Source organism: Thermotoga neapolitana DSM 4359, assembly GCF_000018945.1.
GTDB lineage: Bacteria > Thermotogota > Thermotogae > Thermotogales > Thermotogaceae > Thermotoga > Thermotoga neapolitana.
Map to the genome: position 1 here is coordinate 959,386 of NC_011978.1, position 21,845 is coordinate 981,230.

Below are 21,845 nucleotides of genomic sequence, written 5' to 3' on the forward strand. Positions count from 1 at the left end.
TGCTTCATAGGTTCATAATGGGTTTGATATCTATCTTCCATCCTGTGAGTTTTGCTGCGAGCCTGGCGTTCTGGCCACCTTTTCCTATGGCAAGAGAGAGCTGCGTTGGCGGTACAAGTACACGCGCCGCTCTGTTTTCTTTGTCGAGTATCTCCACTTCTATGACGGTGGCAGGGGCCAGGGCGTTCGCTATGAGCTGTTTTGGATCGTCTGACCATTTCAAAACGTCCAGTTTTTCACCTTTGAGTTCTCTGAGTATGGCTGCGATCCTGGAGCCACCCTCACCTATGCACGCACCTATCGGATCGACATTTGGATTGTTGGATGTCACAGCCACTTTCGTTCTCACACCAGGTTCTCTGGCGATGGCTTTTATTTCCACGATGCCATTTTCTATCTCCGGAATTTCCAGTTTCATGAGTCCGATGACGAACTCAGGCACCCTTCTGCTTACAAGAATCTTTGGGCCTTTTGTCGTTTTCACTACGTCGATGATATAGACCTTCACCAGGTCTCCCGGCTTTATTTCCTCACCGGGGATCCATTCTTTCTTTGGAAGCCTGGTTTCTAGTTTTCCAATTCGGATGTCTGCCCAATCGCTCGTAACTCTTATCACCTCAGCGGTTGTAACCGTTCCTTTGAGTTCTGAGTACTTTTCGAACTGTTTTTCCTTCTCCAGTTCTCTAATCCTCTGAATGAGCACCTGTTTTGCGGTTTGGGCTGCGATTCTTCCGAAGTTTTTAACATCAAGTTCTTTTTTGATGATCGAACCTATCTCTGCTGTTGGGTCGAGTTTCTTTGCCTCTTCCAGAGAGATCTGAGTGGTGGAATCCTCCACATTTTCCACCACTTCGAGCAACTGATACACCTTTATGTTTCCGGTGTTTCGGTCTATCACCACTTCGACATTTTTTGAACTTCCAAAATTCTTCCTGTAGGCGCTCACCAGAGCCTTTTCCAGAATGGGAATAACCTCTTCTTTGGATATTCCTTTCTCCTCCTCAAGCTGATCCAGAGCCTCGAGCAAGCCTATGTTCATGGGAACACCTCCTTAAAATTCTATTTCCAGATTTGCCTTCCTCACATCTTCGATGTCTATCTCGTGTTTTCCTTTCTCATCGGAGATGGTTACTATTCCATCGACGAAGGATTCGATTCTTCCTATGAACGTTTTTCCATCTTTTGTGATGATTTTCGCAAGTTTCCCGGTGAATCTTTGATAATCCTTCGGACCCCTCAAGGGTCTGTCGAGTCCAGGAGACGACACTTCGAGAGTGTACGAATGCTCTATGAGATCTTCTCTATCCAGAAACCTCTCCAGTTCTCTGGAAAAGAGTTCGCAGTCTCTCACACTCACGTATCCCACCGGGTTGTCTATAACGACCCTGAGGACCCAGCCTCTGCTTTCTCTTCTGTACTGTATGTCGAAGATTTCCAGGCCTTGCTTTTCAGCAATTCTTTCCGCTTCTTTTCTAACCTTTTCTACAATCATCTCTTCGAACATACTATCAACCACCCCCTAGTGAACGAAAAACCGGGACACGAAGTCCCGGCCTTTCTCTGGCGGAGAGGGTGGGATTTGAACCCACGGGTGGCTTTTGGCCACCACACGCTCTCCAGGCGTGCGCCTTAGACCCCTCGGCCACCTCTCCTCTCCGTACCAAGAAAGTATTATACACTTGTTTTTTCAATAATTCAAGAGGAGCGTGTTTGTTTTTTTAATTTCATGCATTTGAAAGGAGAACCGAACAGAAAGATTGAAAAATTTCTATACTTTGTTTCCATACCTCTAAGGAAGTATTGAAACCTTTATCAGATGATCAAAAGGCTTGAAAAGGAGGATGGTTTCCATACCTCTAAGGAAGTATTGAAACAGTCCAGAGCCAGAGCCATCCACGTTCTGGAGTTTTGGTTTCCATACCTCTAAGGAAGTATTGAAACCCGCATAGTCCAGGTCAGAAAACGGCCCTCCGATGGGTTTCCATACCTCAAAGGAAGTATTGAAACCCGTTGGATTTCAAAGAAATTATACCACAAAGCATATCAAAAAGCAAGAGTATATGAGGACATACAGAAGGTGTTTCATCACAGGTGATTCTAACACACAGAAAGACCCAGTCAAGTACTGTTTGGAAAAATGGAATAAGGGAGCCTAGGTCAGGCTATTTCGGTGTGTTTTATGGGAAAATCAACTAGTTCCTGTTTTCACAAGTTTGTTTAAAAAGGTACTCCTTAAAAGGTTAGAGGCTAAGTATGTGGTTTCTTTATTTGTGCCAGATACATGAACACAGATGAAGACATATTCTCATATCCTATTTCATATTCTCGCTCACTATTCCATTTTCCATGCATACATCACCTCTCTCAAACCCGCATGAATTTTTTCGTTACCGGTAATTGCATACTCCACATCCTTCTTCTCATGCCCGTTACAATCACCACCCGCTTTGTGAATAAATGGAACTTACCGTGGTTTAGTGAATAAAAAATAGTTGCTAGCATCTTATATATTTCCTTCTAAGTTTCCATAGAGTTCAATGTTAACCTTCTCTTAATTGTTCCCGTTTCAAAACACTGGTACAATAGATCTAAAATGAATAAGACCCGACGGAGGAGCGCCCGAGATGAGTAGGCTGTCCCTTCAGGGGAGGAATCGGGGGCAGCTGAAAGGCGAGGGCGCCGAAGGGTATAGGGTTCCTCCCGCCCTATACGCCTGGGGGTATGGGGAACACCCATGCCACTGTCACGGAGGTCTCTCCGTGGAGAGCCGATCGGGTCTGGAATCGAAAGAATGATTTCAGACCTGATTTGGCGTCTCTTCGGGGAGCGAAGAGACGCTTTTTTTATTAAGACCAGGGAGGGAAGAAGATGAAAGTAGGAGTGGTAGGTGCTACAGGAGAAGTTGGACGAGCGATGGTAAAGGTTCTTGAGGAGTTCAACGTTCCGGTTACAGAACTCAGGCTGTTTGCCTCCGAAAGATCCGTGGGAAAAGAGATTGAGTTCAGAGGAGAAAAGGTAAAAGTGGAACTCCTCACAGAGGAAGCGATGAAGTGGGATTGCGATTACTTCCTGTTTTCGGCGGGTGCAAGTGTTTCACGGAAATTTGCACCCATAGCCGCTGAAAACGGAGTCACGGTGATCGACAACTCTTCTGCTTTCAGAATGGAAAAGGACATACCCCTCGTTGTTCCCGAGGTGAACGCTCATCTGCTCAAGGGGTACACAGGCATAATAGCAAATCCCAACTGTTCCACGATACAGATGATCCTGTCCATATACAAGTTGCACGAAGTTTATGGAATAGAAGAGATCTTTGTGGCAACATACCAGTCCGTTTCAGGAGCAGGTCACAAGGGTATCGAAGAACTTCTATCCCAGGAAAGAGGAGAGAATGTTGTCAGAGTGTTTCCAAAGCCAATTCACAGAAATGTCATTCCCCTCATAGGGGATGTTCAGGACAATCTCTTTACACAGGAAGAGATGAAGATGATAAACGAAACAAGGAAGATCCTCAACGATTACTCGATAAGGGTTTATCCAACAACCGTGAGGGTTCCTGTTCTTTACGGCCACTCCGAAGCAGTTATGGTGAGATTGAAGAGGCCGTTTGAGTCACTGGAGAAGGTGAAAGAGATCATAGCATCGGGAGAAGATGTTGTTGTGACGGATGATCTGGTGACAGCCGTTGACGTTGCCGGAAAGAACGAAACGTACGTCTGCAGGCTGAGAAAGGGGGACGAGCGTTCCATCCTGTTCTGGAACGTGGCGGACAACATCCGTGTGGGTGCCGTAACCAATGCGGTGAGAATCTTGCTGAAGCACGCAAAGATGAACGGAAGGATGTGAAAAAGTGGTCTGCTATTCTGCGAACGGAAACACTTTCCTGATGGTAGACAATACCGAAAAAAAGATCTCCGAGAACGAAAAGCCCGATTTTGTGCGAAATCATGTTGGTGATCTGGATGGTGTGATATTCGTAGAAAAAGTGGGCGAGAAGTTCTTCATGGATTATTACAATCGTGATGGAAGCATGGCAACCTTCTGTGGAAACGGTGCCCGTGCTTTTTCGCAGTATCTGATAGACAGAGGATGGGTGAAACAGAGAAAATTCACCTTTCTTTCAAGAGCGGGGGAAATAAAGGTTTTCCTGGACGATGGAATCTGGGTGAGGATGCCTGCTGTTTCAGAAGTGAAAGAACTCGAAGTGGACGGTTACAGGGGACATTTTGTGGTGGTGGGGGTTCCCCATTTCATTCTTGAAGTGAAGAACGTGGATGAAGTGGATGTGGAGAAACTCGGAAGGCTCTTGAGACACAAAACCAATGCCAACGTCGACTTTTATGAGGTTGCCCAGGGCTTTCTGAAGGTAAGAACGTACGAACGTGGTGTGGAGAGGGAAACGAAAGCCTGTGGAACTGGTGTAACTGCTGTTTTCTTCGTGCACCACAGCAGAACAGGTTCTAAGGAGATGAAAGTTCTGGTACCCGGGGGAACGCTTTTCCTCAGAGAAGAGAATGGGGAAATCTATTTGAAGGGGGATGTGAGAAGATGTTCAGAGGAGTAGGAACTGCGATCGTCACACCTTTCAAAAACGGAGAACTCGATCTGGAGGCTTACGAGAGACTGGTCAGGTATCAACTTGATGGTGGCGTGAGTGCGCTGATCGTTCTTGGAACGACAGGAGAAGCTCCCACGGTGAACGATGACGAGAGGGAAAGACTTGTCTCAAAAACTCTCGAAATCGTTGATGGAAAGATTCCCGTGATTGTGGGTGCCGGGACGAACTCCACGGAAAAAACCCTGAAACTTGTCAAACAGGCAGAAAAACTTGGAGCCGACGGTGTGCTCATAGTCACTCCCTACTACAACAAACCCACTCAGGAAGGGCTCTACCAGCACTACAAATACATTTCAGAAAGAACAGACCTGAAGATCATCGTCTACAACGTTCCGGGAAGAACAGGGGTGAACGTTCTTCCGGAAACCGCTGCAAGGATAGCATCCGATCTCAAGAACGTTGTCGGAATAAAAGAGGCCAATGGAGATATCGACCAGATAGACAGAACAGTCACCCTTACCAAGAGCGCAAGAAGTGATTTCATGGTCTGGTCTGGAAACGACGACAGAACGTTCTATTTGCTGTGTGCAGGTGGAGACGGTGTGATCTCTGTGGTGTCCAACGTGGCACCGAAACAGATGTCTGACCTTTGTGCCGAGTTCTTCAGCGGAAATATCGAAAAAGCAAGGGAGATCCACAGAAAACTCAGACCACTCATGAAGGCCCTCTTTGTGGAGACGAACCCAATACCTGTAAAGGCTGCTCTTTCTCTCATGGGTTATGTGGAAAACGAGTTGAGATTGCCTCTTGTTCCCGCAAGTGAAAAGACTGTGGAGCTCCTCAAGGGAGTTCTCAGGGAGAGTGGTCTGTTATGAAGTATGGAATCGTGGGGTACTCCGGGCGTATGGGACAGGAGATTCAAAAGGTATTCTCCGAAAAGGGACACGAACTCGTCTTAAAGGTGGATGTGAACGGCAAAGAGATAAAAGACTCACCCGACGTGATCGTGGACTTTTCCTCGGCGGATGCTTTACCAGAAACCGTTGATCTGTGCAGAAAATACAAATCTGCCCTTGTTCTGGGGACCACTGCCTTGAAGGAAGAACATTTCGAGATGCTGAGAGAACTTTCAAAAGAAGTTCCCGTCGTTCAGTCTTACAATTTCTCCATAGGGATAAACGTTCTGAAAAGGTTCCTTTCGGAACTTTCGAAGGTTCTTTCAGACTGGGACGTGGAGATCGTGGAGGCGCACCATCGTTTCAAGAAGGACGCCCCCTCCGGAACTGCAATCCTTCTGAAAAATGCCCTGGGAAAGGAAGTTCCCATTCACTCTTTGAGGATCGGTGGAATACCCGGTGATCATGTGATCGTGTTTGGAAACGTGGGTGAAACGATAGAGATAAAGCACAGGGCGATCTCCCGAACGGTCTTCGCCATAGGAGCATTGAAAGCCGCTGAATTTCTCGTTGGAAGAGAACCTGGTTTTTACAGTTTCGAAGAGATCGTGTTTGGAGGTGAATGAAGTGGATGCAAGAGAGATCATAGAGATGATAGCAAAGTCAAAAAAGAAAACTCCCATTGTCGCTTACATAAAGGGAAAACTCGATGGGATAGATTTCTCTAAATTCAAGTTTTTCGGTAACGATCAGTTTGGAGTTCTTTTTGGAGAGTACGAGGACTTCAGAGAGTTACTCGAAAAGTATGGTGAAAAGATAGAAGACTACCATCTGGAAGTGAAGGCAAGAAACTCCGCCCTTCCTCTTGCAGACATCACCAAGTACAGGGCTCGAATCGAACCGGGTGCGATCATAAGGGATATGGTGGAAATCGGTGAAGGTGCCGTGATCATGATGGGAGCAGTGATAAACGTTGGAGCGGTGATTGGTGAGGGAACAATGATAGACATGAACGCTGTCGTGGGTGGAAGGGCCATCATAGGAAAGAAATGTCACATTGGAGCGGGTGCGGTTATCGCCGGTGTTATAGAACCTCCAAGTGCAAAGCCAGTGGTAATAGAAGATGAGGTGGTTGTCGGAGCAAACGCTGTGATACTGGAGGGTGTCACGGTTGGAAAGGGGTCTGTGGTGGCTGCCGGAGCCGTTGTAACAAAAGATGTTCCGCCGTACACCGTGGTTGCAGGTGTGCCTGCGCGTGTGATAAAGCAGATAGACGAAAAGACAAAGGAAAAGACCAGGATCGTTGACGAATTGAGAAATCTCGAATGACGGAGGTTGTAGAGATGAAACTGGTGGTACAAAAGTACGGTGGTAGTTCAGTTGCCACTCCGGAGAGGATAAAAAACGTCGCAATGAGGATAAAGAAGAAGGTTGAAGAAGGTTTCAAAGTGGTTGTTGTGGTCTCTGCCATGGGAAAGACAACCGACGAACTCATAAAACTTGCAAAAGAGGTTTCACCAAAACCCGACGCAAGAGAACTCGATATGCTCCTGGCAACGGGAGAGCAGGTTTCCGCTGCTCTGCTTTCGATGGCTCTGAAGGATCTCGGTGTGAAAGCAAAGTCTCTGAACGCCTTTCAGGTGAGGATAAAAACCACACCGCATCACACGAGTGCTCGCATCATGGACATAGACGATAGTGTGATCATGGAAAACCTCAAGGAGCACGACGCTTTGGTTGTAACCGGTTTTCAGGGAGTGAACGAGAGGGGAGATCTCACCACACTCGGACGTGGTGGATCGGATACATCGGCGGTTGCCCTCGCCGCAAAGTTAAGAGTTCCCTGTGAGATCTACAGCGACGTGGATGGTATCTACACGTGCGATCCCAGACTCATCCCGGGGGCAAAAAAGTTGAAGTACATAACTTATGACGAAGCCCTTGAACTCACCGCACTTGGGGCGAAGGTGCTTCATTCCAGGTCCGTTGAGATTGCCAAAAAGTACAGAATACCTGTGTACTGTGCTTCTTCTTTTGTTGAAGAGGAGGGAACCATGGTGGTGGAAAGACTTCCCGAATGGTTGGAAGAACCCGTTGTGACGGGTGCAACAATTTCACACGGACAGATAAAAGTTTCGATCTCTTTTCTTCCAAAAGAGGCAGAATACATCACTGCCATATTCGAAGAAGTGGGAAAGCGTTCTCTGAACGTCGATATGATCTCCCTTGTTCCATCGAACGGAAAGGTGTTTCTGTCTTTCACAATACTGGAAGATCACAAAGACGATCTCGACGAGGCGCTCAGAAATGCCTTGAAAAACGTTGAAGGCTGGAAATCCTCCTATGAAGAAGGCTTTGCCAAACTCTCAATCGTCGGTGTTGGAATGAGAACAAGTCCTGGAGTTGCGGCAAGGTTCTTTAGCGCTTTGAAGAGGGTTGGTGTTACTCCAGAACTCGTCACCACGTCTGAGATAAAGATCTCCTGTCTTGTGCCAGAAAAAGATGCTGAAAAAGCTCTGAAGGCGGTGGTTGACGAGTTCGACCTGGCCGAGTAACTGCATCCGGGGAGGTGTGTGCCATTAAAACGTCGAGCACAATGGAAGCACTGAAAAAAGCAGCGGAGATCCACGGGACACCTCTTTATGTGTATTTTGAAGAAACAATACGTGAGCGTGCCCGAAGGGTAAAAGAGGTTTTCCATGGGATAAACCTTCTTCCCACCTTTGCCGTGAAGGCAAACAACAACCCCAATTTGCTTGCAATTCTAAAAGAAGAAGGCTTTGGAATGGATGTGGTGACAAAGGGAGAACTCTTCGCTGCCAGACTCGCTGGAGTTGATCCTTTTCTGATCGTCTGGAACGGAAACGGAAAGAGCAAGGAGGAGATGCTCCACTTTTTGAAAGAAGGAGTAAGAACGATCAACGTTGACTCCTTTGAGGAGATGGAGATGTGGGAAAGTCTGAGTCCAGAAGACGTGAACTTTTTCGTCAGAGTGAATCCGGAGGTGGATGCACGGACTCATCCTCACATCTCCACCGGACTCAAAAAACACAAATTCGGTATTCCTCTGAACATGCTGGACAGTTTCATGAAAAGATTCAAAGGGATGAACATAAAAGGCCTTCATGTTCACATAGGTTCTCAGATAACGAAAGTAGATCCTTTCCTTGAAGCCTATGAAAAGGTGGTAGAAGCCTCCAGAAGATACGGCTTTGAAGAGATCAACATAGGAGGAGGATGGGGAATAGACTACCAGGGAGAAGAACTGAACGTTCAAGAGTATCGGGAAAAGGTTGTACCACTTCTTGATGGATTCAAAAGGGTGTTCGTTGAAATTGGAAGATACATCATCGCTCCTGCCGGCTTTCTAGTGCTGAAAGTCATTCTCGTCAAAAGAGGAGAAAACAAGGTGTTTGTTGTAGTGGATGGTGGAATGAACACACTCATAAGACCTGCCCTGTACTCTGCCCATCACAGGATCTTCGTCTATGGAAAAGAAGGATCAGACTTCAAGGCAGATGTTGTAGGCCCCCTGTGTGAAAGTGGAGACGTGATAGCGTACGATCGAAACCTTCCAGCGGTTGAACCGGGAGATTTCCTGTTTGTGGAAAACGCGGGTGCGTACGGTTACACCATGGCGAACAACTACAACTCGACATCAAAGCCTGCAGAGGTCTTGGTGAAAAAAGATGGCGAACTTGTATTGATAAGAAGAAGGGAAAACATAATGGACATCTTCAAGGACGTGGTGATGTGAATGGACGAAATAGAACTGAGACATCTTCTCCACATGAATCCAGAACCCTCCTTTAAGGAATTCAAGACCCAGGAGATTCTCAAATCGGCGATCCAGAAGATCGGTTACGGAAAGATAATGGAGGTTGCCGGAACAGGCCTGGTCGTTGAGAAGAAGGAAACAGAGGGACCCTACGTTGTGTTGAGGGCGGAAATGGACGCACTTCCCATCAAAGAGGAGACAGGATGGGAATTTGCCTCAAGAAACGACTACATGCACGCCTGCGGTCACGACTTTCACATGAGTGCCCTCTTCGGTGCCATGAAACGATTGAAGACTGTACGAAAGAATTTCCTCTTTGTTTTTCAGCCTGCCGAAGAAACCGGTGGTGGCGCAAAGGAGGTTGTTGAGTTTCTAAGAAAAAACTACACCATCAAAGCCGCTGTTGGATTCCACGTGACGGACGAGTACGATGTGGGGACGGTGGTGTCGAGAGCCGGGGTGTTGTTTGCCTCGGCGACGGAATTCGATGTATACTTTAAAGGTGTCCCTGCTCACATTGCCTTTGCCGAAAAAGGAAAAGACGCTTTGAAAGTGGCTGTTTCTTTCCTGCACTGGCTTTATGGCAGAAAGTGGGATGCCCTCGTTGGTGTTGGGAAAATCGTTGGTGGTCGGGTGAGAAACGTGGTTCCTTCAGAGGTGAAGATAGAAGGTACCATAAGAGCAAAATCGTTGAAGATAGCAGAAGAAATATTATCAGAGATGAAGAATCAACTTTTGAGTCTCAAAGATAGTTCTGGTGTTGATTTTTCTCTCGAAAAGGGAAGTGTCTATCCGGAGGTGAAGGTCAACGCAGACCTTCTGGAGATATTGAAGAAAACCTGTGAAAGATTGAACCTCAGGTTCATCGAATGCGAAATGAAGAAGACTGGAGAAGACTTTGGATACTTCACGCAGGTGTTTCCATCTCTTTCCTTCTGGTTTGGTGTGGGAGAAGGGGAAAAGAGAGTTGGACTTCATCATCCTTGCTTTCTTCCAAAGGACGAGTACATACCTCTGGCATCTGAGCTTCTTGCCTTTCTTGCGGAGGCAATATGAGGAGTGTGAACGAGATGAATCTGGAAGAGATTGTCGAACAGTTGAAAGCAAAAAAGATCAAGTTGACGACACAGAGAATGGAAATCATAAAGTTCGTATCGAAGATGGAAAAAGGACACTTCGAAGCAAAGGAACTGTTCTCTGTCCTTTCAAAAAAGATACCATCCCTTTCCATAGCAACGCTGTACAGCACCCTGTACCTTCTTGTGGATCTCGGTGTGATATACTCTTTCAGCGATGGGCAGAAAACTATCTTCGACTTCAACCCTGCACCACACGGACACTTCGTATGCAGGATCTGTGGAAAGATAGAAGACATCGAGATAAAAAAACTGGATCTTGAAAAGATCAGGGGAAAGAGAGAGAAGATAGAAATCGTCATACGTGGTGTGTGTGAAGATTGTCTGAAGAGGGTGAAAGATTGAGGTTTTTCACCCAGTTGTTGTCTATTCTTCTGATAGTTGTGGGCACAATTGGATTTATAGGATGGGTGGCTTTTTATTTCCTTGAACCCTACATTTCCACTTTTCTGGGGGTTAGCGTTCCGAAGAACTTTCTTGCGGTGTTGCTTTCTTTGTTTCTTCCGTTTCTCTTTTCGGGAATTTCCTTGAACTATTACACTTCTTCTGGAAAGAAATGGCTTGCGGTACTTGGTTTTCTTCTTCTTTTTCCTTCCCTGGTAGCCCAGCTCTATGGTCTTTACGTCTTTGGAAATCTTGTTTCCAGACTCATCGGTGTATACGTTCTCTTTTTACTCTTCACCGTGGTGTTGCTTGCCTTCTTTTTGACTGTCATCAGGAGGGATGAGTCCTGAAAGTCCTCGGTGTTGTGGTTGAATACAACCCGTTCCACAACGGCCACCTCTATCATCTGACACAGGCTAGAGAGATCGTAAAACCTGAATACACAATTGCTGTGATGAGTGGGAACTTCTGTCAAAGAGGAGAACCTGCGGTGATAGATAAATTTGCCCGCGCCGAGATTGCCCTGAAAATGGGGATAGACGTTGTCCTGGAACTTCCAACGACTTTTGCCATCCAGGATGCGGGTGGTTTTGCGTTCGGTGCTGTGAGTCTGCTCGACGCAACTGGTGTTGTCACAGATGTTGTCTTTGGAAGCGAGTCCAACGATATAGATTTCCTGTGGCAGGTGGCGAAAATCCTTTTTGAACAGCCTGAGGAATACAAATCGTTTCTGCATGAAGAATTGAAGAAGGGCCATTCTTTTCCAAACGCGCGCAAATTTGCTTTGATGAGGTACTTTTCCCTCAAAGGATGGAACGAAAAGAACGTTCTGAGACTCGAAAAGTCCAACGACATCCTTGGAGTTGAATATCTTCACTCTGCCCTTCGAATAGGATCTTCGATCAGGTTTCACACGATAAAGAGAGTGGGAGCAGAAGAAAAGGACGGTTCTTTCAAAGGAAAATTCTCAAGCGCCACAGCGATCAGAAATCTTTTGAGAGAGAAGAGATGGGACGAGACCAGGGAATCCCTTCCGGATGCATCCTACGAGATCCTGATGAGAGAGTTCAAAGAGGGAAGAGGCCCTGTGTTTCTGGAGCACATGGGAGATTTCATGCTGGCGTTTTTCAGGTTGAAAGACAGAGAATACTTTGAAAAAATACACGGGTTTTCCGAGGGGCTGGAAAAAAGGTTTCAAGAGTGTGCCAGACAGACGGGGTCGTACAGAGATTTCCTGGAGTGCGTCAAGGCGAAAAGATTCACTTTTTCACGAATAAGAAGACTGTCTCTCTTCTCTGTTCTGGAAATGAGCAAGGAATTCGTTGAAAAAAGCAACGAAAAGGGGCCTCAGTACATCAGAGTGCTTGGTTTCACTGAAAGAGGAAGAAGGATCCTGGCGATCATGAGAAAGAAAACAAAACTACCCATCGTAACCAACATGTCTCTTTACAGAAAGGTGCTGGAAAAAACAGACCTGCCTGTGGATAGAAACCTCTTCATTGAGCAACTGAAACTCGATGTGAAGGCAACCAATTTTTACTCCACGTTCTTTCCGTCGAGGGAAGAAAGATGCGGAGAAAGGGACTTTGCAATTCACCCGGTTTTTTTGAGGGCAGAGACATAGAACGGTGTAAGGGTCTCGTCTGGTAGCATCAGAAATCCAAAGCCGTCCCACAACCCTTCTACTCCGTAATCCTCCAATCTTTTTCTCAAATCGATCACTTCAACATCAGGGGTTTGCTCAGCGAAGGCTTTTATGACCTCTGTGTTCTCTTCTTTCGTTATGGTGCATGTGCTGTACAGCAAGATGCCTCCTTTCTTCAAGAGTTTCCACGACTGAGAAAGTATTCTAAACTGTTTTTCCGAAAGTTCTTTGAACTCTTCTTTTTTTGCTCTTCTCAACACCTCTGGATGGTTTCTTGCCGTCCCAAGAGAAGAGCACGGTGCATCCACAAGGATTCGATCGAACTCATCTTGAATGAACTCCGTGAGGCGCTCCGCATCTGCGAGTTTGATCTTCACAGAGGAAAGTTTCAGGCGTCTCACGTGTTTTTCGACCAGTTGTAACCTTTCCATGCTCACGTCTGTTGCCAGAATTTCACCTTTATCCTTCATCAGTTCAGCAATGAAGGTTGTCTTTCCACCCGGAGCAGAGCATGTGTCCAGTACTTTCATATTCGGTTCCAGATCCATGAGGAGCGGTACGATCTGAGAAGATTCTCCCTGAACCGTGGCAAGGCCTTCCGTTATGACCTTCGAATCGTTCAGAGGTACTCCCAGTTTCTTTATCACAACAGAAAATGGAGAATGTTTTCCATAAATAGCTTCTGTTCCCTCTTTTGAGAGGATCTCTATGACTTCCTCTCTGGTCGTAACAAGCGAGTTCACACGAAGCACGGTTGGAAGCGGTTTCTGATACCACTCCATGATCCTCAGCACAACTTCTTCTGGAAGAAAGGACCTCCAGTAGTCGACTAGCCACTTTGGATGTGAATAAACAAGATGAAGGTCGCTGGGAGGTGGGACACTCTTCACTCTTCTCAGCACAGCGTTGACAAGTTTTTTGAAGTTTTCGTTTTTGACCAGTTTCACCGTTTCACTCACTGCGGCGTAATCCGGCACACCATCCATGAAGAGAAGCTGATAGACTCCCATTCTCAAGGCTACCCTCACGGCTGGTGGAATGTCTGGATTTCTGAGAAGTTGGTTTATATACCAGTCCAGGAGTTCTTCCTTCCTCATGACTCCCCACACGAGTTCCTTGAGGAATCTCCTGTCTCTATCGTTCAAAACAGAGAGGACGCTGTCCACGTCCTCTCTGTCCAGAAATTTTTCCTTTTCATACTTTCGAAGGAGCCTGTAAGCGAGTAATCTCACGTTTGTTCTCATCTTCTATCACCAAAAAGTCCTGCCAGAGCTATCATTCTGAGAAGCTGGAGGAATGCTGTCAAAGACGAAGCAACGTATGTGAGGGCGGCTGCACTCAGAACCTCTTTGACGCCCTTCAGTTCGTACTCGGGCATCAGCATAGAGGTTTCAAGAAGTTTCACCGCCCGTCTGCTGGCGTTGAACTCCACAGGAAGAGTGATCAGTGTGAAGAGCACTACCAGTGAAAACAGGATTATACCCAACCTTATCAAAAACGGTGTGTAGAAGATGAGACCGAAGAGGAAGATGAACCACGAGAGGTTCGATCCCATTGCAACCGCCGGTACCATCATGTTTCTCAAAGCAAGCAGAGGATACTTTTCTGCATCCTGCATGGCATGCCCCACTTCGTGAGCCACAACTCCAAGAGAGGCAACAGAGGTTCCTTTGAAGTTCTGTGGAGAGAGTCTGAGAACTTTCTTCACAGGGTCATAGTGATCGGAGAGAAATCCAGAAACGACTTCTATTTTTACATTGTAAATACCTGCATTTTCAAGCAATCTCTTTGCGAGTTCGTACCCTGTGAGTCCCAGAGAGGATCTCACCTGTGAGTACCTGGCGTAAGCTGTCTGAACCCGTATCTGTGCCCAGAGTGCCAGCAGCAAGCCCGGAATGAGTATGATGAAGGTCGGATCAAAGAAGAAGAACACACTATCACCTCCTCAGCCAAAGACGTGGACCACCAGACCGCTCAGAAGTTTTGGTTCAAACCAGGTAGACTTTGGTGGCATGGTTTTTCCTTCATCTGAGACTCTCATCAGCGTTTCTATGTTCACGGGATACAGAGCAAAGGCCACATCGAATTCTCCTTTGTCAACGATTCTCTCCAGTTCACAGAGCCCTTTTATCCCACCTATGAAGTCTATTCTATCGTCCTCTCTCGGGTTGGAAATTCCGAAAACTGGTTCAAGAAGTTCGCTCTGGAGTATGTTCACGTCTAGACTTTCGACAACGTCTTCAGGGATTTCCCTGGGAATTAACACATACCATTTTCCATTTCCCACGTACATCGTTATCTCGTGCTCTCTTGAAGGTCTTGCGGGAACAACATAGGACCTGTAAAAGTCGAACTTTTCTGAAACTTGCTCTAGAAGTTCTTCCACAGTGATGTGAGAACGAACAACCCTGTTGTAATCGAATATCCTGAGCTGGTTATGGGGGAATACCGTTGCCATGAAATAGTTGTGTGGTCCCTTTCCTATTTCCTTGTCGAGAATATCACTCACCCTTGCGGCTGCGGCTGCTCTGTGGTGTCCATCTGCTATGTACAGGTTTTCTATGTTTTTGAAAAGGTTCTTTATTTCTTCGATCTCTTTTTCATCGGAGACAACAAAAAATTCGTGAACCACATCCAGGTCGTCCGTTAGCCTGTAAATGGGTTCCAGAGAGTCGGCAAGCTCCATCAGTTTCCTGTCCAGCACTTCCATGGATCTGTAGAAGAGGAAGACCTGTCCCGTGTGAGCCCTTGTTGCCAGGATGTGCTGAACCCTTTCCTCTTCTTTCTTTTTTCTGGTGAGTTCGTGTCTCTTTATGTGACCTTTTTTGTATTCTTCCACGGGAAACAACGCCACAAGACCCGTCTGTATGTGATCTCCCATCTTTTGACGGTATATGTACAGGGCTTCTTTTTCTTCCTGGATCAGGATGCCTTTTTCTATGAATTCCTCAAGGTTTTTTCTGGCTCTCTCCATGTCTTCAGGGGTAGGATCCATTTCTATTTCATGCGTTTCTGCCTCAACCCTCGTCACTCTGAGGAAACTGAGCGGGTTGCTTTTGATGGTCTCCTTGGCTTCGAGGAAGGACACCACGTCATAGGGTTTTGCCACGAACTTTTCAACTACGTCCCTTCTTGGCCGGTACCCCCTGAAAGGCTTGATCTCCATTCGTTCCATACCTCCTCTACATAGATATGTTGTTTTTCGAACATCTCTTTTGCGTTTTTATCTTCGAACTCGTGATCGTACCCTGCAAGGTGAAGTATCCCGTGTATTACAACTTCTATCAGTTCTTTCTCAAAGGTGTTGTTGTATTCCTTCGCATTCTCTTCAACGACCTCGGGACAGATGTAGATTTCTCCGTAAACTTCCTCGAAGAGAGGAAAGGTAAGCACATCTGTTGGGAAGTCTTCACCACGGAATTCTCTGTTCATTTCTTTTATTTGATCTTTACTCACGAGTATCACGTTCGTGTTGACGTTTCCTATCTCCTTCTTTACGATTTCGTCTAATTTTTCACTCAAACTTTTTAAGATCTCTTTTCCTTTTCCTTCACCCAGAATTTTGATCATTTATCCTTACCACCTTCTGCAATTTTGCCTCTTCCGGGTATTCTATCCTGGAACTGAATATGTTGACGAGCACCTGTAGGAAGGCATCTGAAATCTTTTCCAGTTCGCTCAGGGTAATACCGGATTCATCGAGTTGTCTTTCAAAGAAGATGGAGGAAATGACATCCTCTACGCATTCTTTTATCTGAGTAACGGAAGGATTCTTCAAACTTCTGGATGCTGCTTCCACAGAATCAGCCAGCATGATGATAGCAGCTTCTTTGAACTGTGGTTTTGGTCCTGGGTAGCGAAACTCTTCCTCTGGTATGTCTTCAAATTGTTGTTTGGCTTTGTAGTAGAAGTACTTCTGTGATCTTGTTCCATGATGCTGAGGGATGATGAACTCCACGAGCAAAGGAAGGCGATGTTTACGAGCAAGTTCTATTCCGTATTTCACATGCTCGTTTAGAACAAGGTGACTCAAAGAAGGTGTTATGTCTTCGTGAGGGTTCTTGCCGTCCCTTATGTTCTCTGTGAAAAAGTGGGGTCTTTTCATCTTACCTATATCGTGATAATAAGCACCAATTCGAGCCAGGACAGGATTTGCACCTATCTTCTCTGCAGCCGCCTCTGCCAGATTTGCCACGATCACACTGTGATAGTATGTCCCCGGTGCTTTCATGGCAAGCATCTTCAGGAGAGGATGGTTCAGGTTTCCAAATTCTATGAGGCCGAGGTTGGAATAAAGACGACTCGTGTACTCCACGTATGGAAGAATACCCAGTACCATTACACCCGAGAGAATCGGGTTGAGAAGAGCCGCTAGAAGATCGTATGGGGTGTACTCAATGTTCAGGCCAAATCTCATGAAGAGGTGAGTTCCCGTAAGTGTCAGTGATGTCAGAGCGGACGATTTCATAACATCGAGTCTTCTGTCAGCGTTTGAAAGGGTTTTTGTGGCGATCAAAACCGTCAGAAGGAAAGGCATGATCAGATTTATATCGTAATACCATCTGTATATGGAAATGATGGAGAGAAGAACACCACTTGTGAGGGCAACTTCAAAATTGAACAGCAAACTCATCAGCGCAACCGGTATGTAAAGTGGTGTCATGAAGGGGCCGATTTCTGGAAGGGAAAATCCTATGAAAACAGTTCCCAGCAGTATCAAGGATAGATGTGTGTAAGTGTAAACCTGGCTGAGAGAGTATTTTCTGAAGTGTCTGACACTTGTTTCCACCAGTGAAAACCAGATTGTGAAAGCAACAATGGCTTCGGATATCATGTTCAGAGGACGAAATCCCGTGCGAATATGTACTATGAACAGGGACAAAAGGATGGTCACCGCTATGACAAGCAGGCGTCTTCGGCTCATGACTTTCTCGACCTTTCGTACTCTTCGTAAGCTTTTATGATCTTTTTCACGAGAGGATGTCTCACAACATCGCTTTCATCAAGGTACACGAATTCTATACCGGGTATACCTTTCAGTATCTTCTGGCACTCTATTAGACCGGATTTCCCTTCCTCTATATCTACCTGGGTGATGTCACCGGTCACAACCGCCTTTGAATTGAATCCGAGTCTAGTCAGAAACATCTTCATCTGCTGATAAGTGGTATTCTGTGCTTCATCCAGAATAATGAAAGAGTTATTCAATGTACGCCCTCTCATGTAGGCAAGTGGCACGATTTCTATGATGCCCCTTTCACGATAACTGTTGAATTTATCTGGAGAAGTGATGTCGATTATGGCATCGTACAGAGGTCTCAGATAGGGTTCCACTTTTTCTGTCAAATCTCCCGGTAGAAATCCAAGTTTCTCTCCTGCTTCAACCGCTGGTCTTGTCAGGATGATTCTGTTCACTTTGCCCATTTTCAGGTAATCAAGGGCGATGGCCACTGCCAGGTACGTCTTTCCTGTACCGGCTGGCCCTATCACGAAAACCACGTCGTTTTTCTCGACAGCTTCCAGGTATCTTTTTTGACCCAGAGTCTTGGGTTTCACCTTTCTTCCAAGAACAGGTCCTCCGTTGCTTTTAGAATAGACATCCTTCACGCTTTCTGCATTTGAAACCTTTTCCACCAGGTACTCAAATTCGGTCCAGTCCAGTAAATGGCCGTCTCTCGTTATGGATATGATCTCGTCCAGGACGCGGTGTGCTGCTTCTACACTCCTTTCGTCTGAACCTCTTATGAGAATTTCACTGCCTCGAACGGTAAGATCCACGTTGAACGTTTTCCTGAGGTATCTTGCCCTTCTGTCGTACTGGCCGAATATCTCCAGCACACCTACATCTTCGGGGATCCTGACTTTCCTTACAGTGATCGTGGTTTCCACCTCCAGACCTGTTATACTTTTTCAAGGAAATTATACTACACATCAGGAGAGTGAAAGTTGTGAAAGATACTGTTGAAAGAGCAAAAAGACTCATTGAGGAAAGAGGTTTGAGTTTGATAGTGATGAGAGACGATCAGGTGATCTTTGAAAGCACAGAAAGCGGTCTGAAACCCCTTGTTGAGGTTTATACGACCTTAAAAGATCTGTCCGGGTGCGTGGTGGTGGACAGACTCGTTGGAAGAGCAGCAGCCTTCTTTTTTGTGGAAATGAGGCCTTCTTTCGTTCACGCCTTTATCATCAGTGAAGGTGCCATCGACCTGTTGAAGAAACACGGTGTGAAATTTTCCTGTGAAGAGAAAGTACCTTTTGTGTTATCAAGGGATGGAAAAAGCATGTGCCCCTTTGAGAAGATCCTCCTGGATGTGAATGATCCGAAAGAAGCCATAGAAAGAATTCTCTCAAAGTTCACCTTATCTTAAACAAACCCTCAAGCTACTTGTGGTAAATTGTTCAGAGGTCTCTTGTGTTGACAATCTTCCGTTTGAAGAGTAAAATAAAACCCTGGCTTGGTCTGAACGAAAGGAAGGGAGGATGAAGATGCCGACCATTAATCAATTGATCAGGCATGGAAGGAAGCCTAAAAAGAAGAAATCTAAGGCTCCTGCTCTTCAAGGAAATCCTCAAAAACGAGGTGTCTGTATAAAGGTTTCCACCATGACCCCGAAAAAGCCGAACTCTGCTCTCAGAAAGATCGCAAGGGTAAGGCTTTCTAACGGTATAGAAGTCACAGCATACATACCCGGTATAGGCCACAACCTTCAGGAACACTCGGTGGTCCTCGTAAGAGGCGGAAGGGTGAAAGACCTTCCTGGTGTCAGGTACAAGATCATAAGAGGTGCCCTGGACGCGGCTGGAGTTGAAGGAAGAAGGCAGTCCAGGAGTAAATACGGTGCCAAGAGGCCCAAGGACCAGAAAAAGTGAGGTGACTGTGGGTGCGTAGAAGAAGAGCTGAAAGAAGACAAATACCACCTGATCCAGTTTATGGAGATGTTCTGGTGGCAAAATTGATAAACAAAGTGATGTGGGATGGAAAGAAGACGATCGCCCAGAAGATCGTCTACGGTGCCTTCGATATCATCAAGGAAAAGATGAAGAAAGATCCCCTTGAAGTCTTCAGACAGGCTGTGGAGAACGTAAAGCCTGTTCTTGAGGTGAGGCCAAGAAGGGTTGGAGGTGCCACGTATCAGGTTCCCATTGAAGTTCAGGAACCAAGAAGAACCTCTCTTGCTATAAGATGGATCGTTGAAGCTGCAAGAGCTAAGAAAGGACGTCCCATGAAAGAAAAACTGGCTGAGGAGATCATGGCAGCCTACAACAACACGGGTACGGCCATCAAGAAAAAGGAAGACACCCACAGGATGGCAGAAGCAAACAGGGCCTTCGCACATTACAGGTGGTGAGAGTATGCAGAGTGTAGAAGCAAGGTATGTTGACCTGGATAAGATTAGGAACATCGGTATAATGGCCCATATCGATGCCGGAAAGACAACCACAACAGAGAGGATCCTCTACTACACGGGAAGGAAACACTTCATCGGAGATGTGGATGAAGGAACAGCAACCACAGACTGGATGCCCCAGGAGAAGGAAAGGGGCATTACGATACAGTCCGCCGCTACAACGTGCTTCTGGAAGGGATACAGGATCAACATAATCGATACACCCGGGCACGTTGACTTCACGGCTGAGGTTGAGAGGGCACTTCGAGTGCTCGACGGAGCGATCGCCGTTTTCGATGCAACGGCAGGTGTTGAACCACAGTCAGAAACCGTCTGGAGACAGGCAGATAAATACAACGTTCCCAGAATAGCCTTCATGAACAAGATGGACAAGGTCGGTGCAGACTTCTACATGGCAGTCGAGACTCTCGTTACAAAACTCAGAGCAAATCCCATACCCATCCAGATGCCGATTGGAAGCGAAAAGGACTTCCAGGGAGTGATAGACCTCATAAAGATGAAAGCGATCTACTGGACCAGCGAGGATGGATCTGTGTACGAAGAAAGAGAAATCCCGGACGAATTGAAAGAAGAAGCAGAACTCAGAAGAGAAGAGATGCTGGAAAAAGTGGCAGAACTGGATGAAACGATACTCGAGAAATACCTCGAGGGTGAGGAAATCACCGAGGAGGAAATCAAGAAAGTTCTGAGGAAGGCCACCATAGAGAACAGAGCAGTTCCCGTTCTATGTGGAGCGGCGAAAATGAACAAGGGAATACAGCCATTACTGGATGCCGTAATAGACTATCTCCCATCTCCTCTGGATCTTCCTCCTGTTAAGGGATGGAGACTCTCAGACGGCGAGGTCGTCTACAGGAAACCAGACGAGAATGAGCCGTTCACGGCCCTTGTTTTCAAGGTTCAGGTGGATCCGTACATAGGAAAGCTGGTGTACTTCAGGGTGTACTCTGGAAGACTGGAAAAGGGAAGTTACGTCTACAACTCTACCAAAGGACAGAGAGAGAGAATCTCGAGAATCGTTTTCATGCACGCAGACAAGCGCGAGGAAGTTGATTACGTAAGACCCGGTGATATAGCCGCAGGAGTTGGATTGAAGGCATCTCAGACGGGAGACACTCTCTGTGATGAGAAAGAGCCAACCGTCCTGGAAAAGATCGACTTCCCGGAACCGGTCATATCTCTTGCCATTGAACCAGCGACGAAGAGCGACGAAGAAAAGCTGGTGAAAGCACTTCTGGCACTTTCTGAAGAGGACCCCACCCTTCAGGTGAAGGTGGACAAAGAAACTGGTGAGACGATCATCTCCGGTATGGGTGAACTCCATCTTGAAATAATCGTCGACAGGTTGAAGAGAGAGTTCGGTGTGAACGTTAGAGTTGGTCAACCTCAGGTTGCCTACAGAGAAACCATTAAGAAAGCCGCTGAAGCAGAAGGTAAGTACATCAGGCAAACCGGTGGTAGAGGTCAGTACGGTCATGTGATACTCAGGATAGAGCCTATTCCAGAAGAGGAAGGTAAAAACTTTGAATTCATCGATAAAACCGTTGGTGGTGTGATACCAAAAGAGTTCATGCCAGCCATAGAAGCGGGAATCAAAGAAGCAATGATGTCTGGTCCTCTTGCTGGCTATCCTGTTGTGAGAATAAGAGCGATTGTGCTCGACGGATCGTATCACGAAGTAGACTCTTCAGAGATGGCGTTCAAAATTGCAGCCTCTCTGGCGTTCAAAGAGGCAATGAAGAAGGCACAGCCAGTTCTTCTTGAGCCGATCATGAAGCTGGAGATCACCACTCCAGAAGAGTACATGGGTAACATCATCGCCGATCTCAATTCCAGAAGGGCAAAAGTAGAAGCTCTTGAAACAAGAGGCCATCTGAAAGTCATAGTGGCAAAAGTTCCACTCTCTGAAACGTTTGGATATGCTACAACACTGAGATCTCTGAGTCAGGGAAGAGCAAGCTACATCATGCAATTCTCTCACTATCAAGAGGTCCCGGAGAAAATCGCCGAGAAGATCATTAAAGTTGTTTAAGGAGGGA

The 21,845-nt window shown here is 46.3% G+C and carries 23 protein-coding genes, 1 tRNA gene and 1 riboswitch; of the genes, 15 read left to right on the top strand and 9 right to left on the bottom strand.

All coding sequences use genetic code 11. The features are described 5' to 3' along the window. Positions 1-4 precede the first annotated feature (4 nt). The 3 genes from nusA to CTN_RS04785 form a co-directional block, all read right to left on the bottom strand. Positions 5-1,039, bottom strand: coding sequence for a transcription termination factor NusA (gene nusA / locus CTN_RS04775; protein ID WP_015919460.1), 1,035 nt, complete (start codon positions 1,037-1,039; stop codon positions 5-7). 12 nt (positions 1,040-1,051) lie between these two features. Then, positions 1,052-1,504, bottom strand: a complete 453-nt coding sequence (rimP, locus tag CTN_RS04780; protein WP_015919461.1) for a ribosome maturation factor RimP — start codon at positions 1,502-1,504, stop codon at positions 1,052-1,054. Between the two features lie 57 nt (positions 1,505-1,561). Then, positions 1,562-1,652, bottom strand: a tRNA-Ser gene (locus CTN_RS04785). Positions 1,653-2,600: 948 nt separating this feature from the next. Then, positions 2,601-2,779: riboswitch (Lysine riboswitch) on the top strand. An 89-nt stretch (positions 2,780-2,868) separates the two neighbouring features. On the opposite strand from CTN_RS04785, the gene CTN_RS04795 reads away from it, so the two are divergent. Genes CTN_RS04795 through CTN_RS04845 form a run of 11 tightly spaced genes read left to right on the top strand, consistent with a single transcriptional unit; the run spans position 2,869 to position 12,376 of the window. Then, the gene (locus tag CTN_RS04795; protein WP_015919463.1) at positions 2,869-3,846 is read left to right on the top strand and encodes an aspartate-semialdehyde dehydrogenase; all 978 of its coding nucleotides are present in this window, start codon (positions 2,869-2,871) and stop codon (positions 3,844-3,846) included. A 4-nt stretch (positions 3,847-3,850) separates the two neighbouring features. After that, positions 3,851-4,564 carry a diaminopimelate epimerase gene (dapF, locus tag CTN_RS04800; RefSeq protein ID WP_015919464.1) on the top strand — a complete coding sequence of 238 codons (714 nt, stop codon included), beginning with the start codon at positions 3,851-3,853 and terminating at the stop codon, positions 4,562-4,564. Further along, on the top strand, positions 4,549-5,433 hold the full coding sequence (gene dapA, locus CTN_RS04805) for a 4-hydroxy-tetrahydrodipicolinate synthase (RefSeq protein ID WP_015919465.1): 885 nt from the start codon (positions 4,549-4,551) through the stop codon (positions 5,431-5,433). The genes dapF and dapA overlap by 16 nt, the downstream gene beginning before the upstream one ends. Beyond that, positions 5,430-6,080 (top strand): 4-hydroxy-tetrahydrodipicolinate reductase, encoded by a 651-nt coding sequence (dapB, locus tag CTN_RS04810; RefSeq protein ID WP_015919466.1) that lies wholly within the window; start codon positions 5,430-5,432, stop codon positions 6,078-6,080. The genes dapA and dapB overlap by 4 nt, the downstream gene beginning before the upstream one ends. 1 nt (position 6,081) lies before the next feature. Next, positions 6,082-6,783 (top strand): 2,3,4,5-tetrahydropyridine-2,6-dicarboxylate N-acetyltransferase, encoded by a 702-nt coding sequence (dapD, locus tag CTN_RS04815; RefSeq protein ID WP_081434637.1) that lies wholly within the window; start codon positions 6,082-6,084, stop codon positions 6,781-6,783. Between the two features lie 14 nt (positions 6,784-6,797). Then, complete coding sequence (locus CTN_RS04820; protein WP_038067403.1) at positions 6,798-8,009, top strand: aspartate kinase; 1,212 nt, start codon at positions 6,798-6,800, stop codon at positions 8,007-8,009. A 41-nt stretch (positions 8,010-8,050) separates the two neighbouring features. After that, positions 8,051-9,211 carry a diaminopimelate decarboxylase gene (lysA, locus tag CTN_RS04825; protein ID WP_038067406.1) on the top strand — a complete coding sequence of 387 codons (1,161 nt, stop codon included), beginning with the start codon at positions 8,051-8,053 and terminating at the stop codon, positions 9,209-9,211. Beyond that, positions 9,212-10,288, top strand: coding sequence for a M20 family metallopeptidase (locus CTN_RS04830; RefSeq protein ID WP_015919470.1), 1,077 nt, complete (start codon positions 9,212-9,214; stop codon positions 10,286-10,288). Then, the gene (locus CTN_RS04835) at positions 10,285-10,713 is read left to right on the top strand and encodes a Fur family transcriptional regulator (protein WP_015919471.1); all 429 of its coding nucleotides are present in this window, start codon (positions 10,285-10,287) and stop codon (positions 10,711-10,713) included. Before CTN_RS04830 ends, CTN_RS04835 begins: the two co-directional genes overlap by 4 nt. Continuing rightward, positions 10,710-11,102: a hypothetical protein gene (locus CTN_RS04840; protein WP_038067410.1), complete on the top strand. Its 393-nt coding sequence runs from the start codon at positions 10,710-10,712 to the stop codon at positions 11,100-11,102. Before CTN_RS04835 ends, CTN_RS04840 begins: the two co-directional genes overlap by 4 nt. Further along, the gene (locus CTN_RS04845) at positions 11,099-12,376 is read left to right on the top strand and encodes a nucleotidyltransferase (RefSeq protein WP_049750496.1); all 1,278 of its coding nucleotides are present in this window, start codon (positions 11,099-11,101) and stop codon (positions 12,374-12,376) included. The genes CTN_RS04840 and CTN_RS04845 overlap by 4 nt, the downstream gene beginning before the upstream one ends. On the opposite strand, the gene CTN_RS04850 is transcribed toward CTN_RS04845, so the two are convergent. From CTN_RS04850 to CTN_RS04875, 6 genes are read right to left on the bottom strand one after another with little or no spacing between them, the layout of a single operon-like run. Continuing rightward, on the bottom strand, positions 12,346-13,641 hold the full coding sequence (locus CTN_RS04850) for a 16S rRNA (cytosine(967)-C(5))-methyltransferase (protein ID WP_015919474.1): 1,296 nt from the start codon (positions 13,639-13,641) through the stop codon (positions 12,346-12,348). The genes CTN_RS04845 and CTN_RS04850 overlap by 31 nt on opposite strands. Continuing rightward, the gene (locus tag CTN_RS04855; protein WP_015919475.1) at positions 13,638-14,330 is read right to left on the bottom strand and encodes a zinc metallopeptidase; all 693 of its coding nucleotides are present in this window, start codon (positions 14,328-14,330) and stop codon (positions 13,638-13,640) included. The genes CTN_RS04850 and CTN_RS04855 overlap by 4 nt, the downstream gene beginning before the upstream one ends. A gap of 12 nt (positions 14,331-14,342) precedes the next feature. Then, entirely contained in the window at positions 14,343-15,563 is a 1,221-nt protein-coding gene (locus CTN_RS04860; RefSeq protein WP_038067414.1) for a DUF1015 domain-containing protein, read from the bottom strand. Beyond that, entirely contained in the window at positions 15,518-15,967 is a 450-nt protein-coding gene (ybeY, locus tag CTN_RS04865) for an rRNA maturation RNase YbeY (RefSeq protein WP_015919477.1), read from the bottom strand. The genes CTN_RS04860 and ybeY overlap by 46 nt, the downstream gene beginning before the upstream one ends. After that, positions 15,948-17,321: an HD family phosphohydrolase gene (locus CTN_RS04870; RefSeq protein ID WP_015919478.1), complete on the bottom strand. Its 1,374-nt coding sequence runs from the start codon at positions 17,319-17,321 to the stop codon at positions 15,948-15,950. Before CTN_RS04870 ends, ybeY begins: the two co-directional genes overlap by 20 nt. Then, positions 17,318-18,292 (bottom strand): PhoH family protein, encoded by a 975-nt coding sequence (locus CTN_RS04875; RefSeq protein WP_038067418.1) that lies wholly within the window; start codon positions 18,290-18,292, stop codon positions 17,318-17,320. Before CTN_RS04875 ends, CTN_RS04870 begins: the two co-directional genes overlap by 4 nt. Before the next feature lie 53 nt (positions 18,293-18,345). On the opposite strand from CTN_RS04875, the gene CTN_RS04880 reads away from it, so the two are divergent. The 4 genes from CTN_RS04880 (at position 18,346) to fusA (ending at position 21,838) form a co-directional block, all read left to right on the top strand. Further along, positions 18,346-18,765 carry a DUF1893 domain-containing protein gene (locus tag CTN_RS04880; protein WP_144399105.1) on the top strand — a complete coding sequence of 140 codons (420 nt, stop codon included), beginning with the start codon at positions 18,346-18,348 and terminating at the stop codon, positions 18,763-18,765. Between the two features lie 118 nt (positions 18,766-18,883). Then, on the top strand, positions 18,884-19,267 hold the full coding sequence (gene rpsL, locus CTN_RS04885; protein ID WP_038067420.1) for a 30S ribosomal protein S12: 384 nt from the start codon (positions 18,884-18,886) through the stop codon (positions 19,265-19,267). Positions 19,268-19,278: 11 nt separating this feature from the next. Beyond that, complete coding sequence (gene rpsG, locus CTN_RS04890) at positions 19,279-19,746, top strand: 30S ribosomal protein S7 (protein WP_015919482.1); 468 nt, start codon at positions 19,279-19,281, stop codon at positions 19,744-19,746. Positions 19,747-19,750: 4 nt separating this feature from the next. After that, on the top strand, positions 19,751-21,838 hold the full coding sequence (gene fusA, locus CTN_RS04895; RefSeq protein ID WP_015919483.1) for an elongation factor G: 2,088 nt from the start codon (positions 19,751-19,753) through the stop codon (positions 21,836-21,838). Positions 21,839-21,845 lie beyond the last annotated feature (7 nt).

What these genes read in the sequence shown, in the direction of transcription:
- nusA (WP_015919460.1), bottom strand. Translation starts at nt 1,039, where the DNA reads ATGAACATAGGCTTGCTCGAGGCTCTGGATCAGCTTGAGGAGGAGAAA.
- rimP (WP_015919461.1), bottom strand. Translation starts at nt 1,504, where the DNA reads ATGTTCGAAGAGATGATTGTAGAAAAGGTTAGAAAAGAAGCGGAAAGA.
- CTN_RS04795 (WP_015919463.1), top strand. Translation starts at nt 2,869, where the DNA reads ATGAAAGTAGGAGTGGTAGGTGCTACAGGAGAAGTTGGACGAGCGATG.
- dapA (WP_015919465.1), top strand. Translation starts at nt 4,549, where the DNA reads ATGTTCAGAGGAGTAGGAACTGCGATCGTCACACCTTTCAAAAACGGA.
- dapB (WP_015919466.1), top strand. Translation starts at nt 5,430, where the DNA reads ATGAAGTATGGAATCGTGGGGTACTCCGGGCGTATGGGACAGGAGATT.
- CTN_RS04820 (WP_038067403.1), top strand. Translation starts at nt 6,798, where the DNA reads ATGAAACTGGTGGTACAAAAGTACGGTGGTAGTTCAGTTGCCACTCCG.
- lysA (WP_038067406.1), top strand. Translation starts at nt 8,051, where the DNA reads ATGGAAGCACTGAAAAAAGCAGCGGAGATCCACGGGACACCTCTTTAT.
- CTN_RS04830 (WP_015919470.1), top strand. Translation starts at nt 9,212, where the DNA reads ATGGACGAAATAGAACTGAGACATCTTCTCCACATGAATCCAGAACCC.
- CTN_RS04835 (WP_015919471.1), top strand. Translation starts at nt 10,285, where the DNA reads ATGAGGAGTGTGAACGAGATGAATCTGGAAGAGATTGTCGAACAGTTG.
- CTN_RS04850 (WP_015919474.1), bottom strand. Translation starts at nt 13,641, where the DNA reads ATGAGAACAAACGTGAGATTACTCGCTTACAGGCTCCTTCGAAAGTAT.
- CTN_RS04860 (WP_038067414.1), bottom strand. Translation starts at nt 15,563, where the DNA reads ATGGAGATCAAGCCTTTCAGGGGGTACCGGCCAAGAAGGGACGTAGTT.
- ybeY (WP_015919477.1), bottom strand. Translation starts at nt 15,967, where the DNA reads ATGATCAAAATTCTGGGTGAAGGAAAAGGAAAAGAGATCTTAAAAAGT.
- CTN_RS04870 (WP_015919478.1), bottom strand. Translation starts at nt 17,321, where the DNA reads ATGAGCCGAAGACGCCTGCTTGTCATAGCGGTGACCATCCTTTTGTCC.
- rpsL (WP_038067420.1), top strand. Translation starts at nt 18,884, where the DNA reads ATGCCGACCATTAATCAATTGATCAGGCATGGAAGGAAGCCTAAAAAG.
- fusA (WP_015919483.1), top strand. Translation starts at nt 19,751, where the DNA reads ATGCAGAGTGTAGAAGCAAGGTATGTTGACCTGGATAAGATTAGGAAC.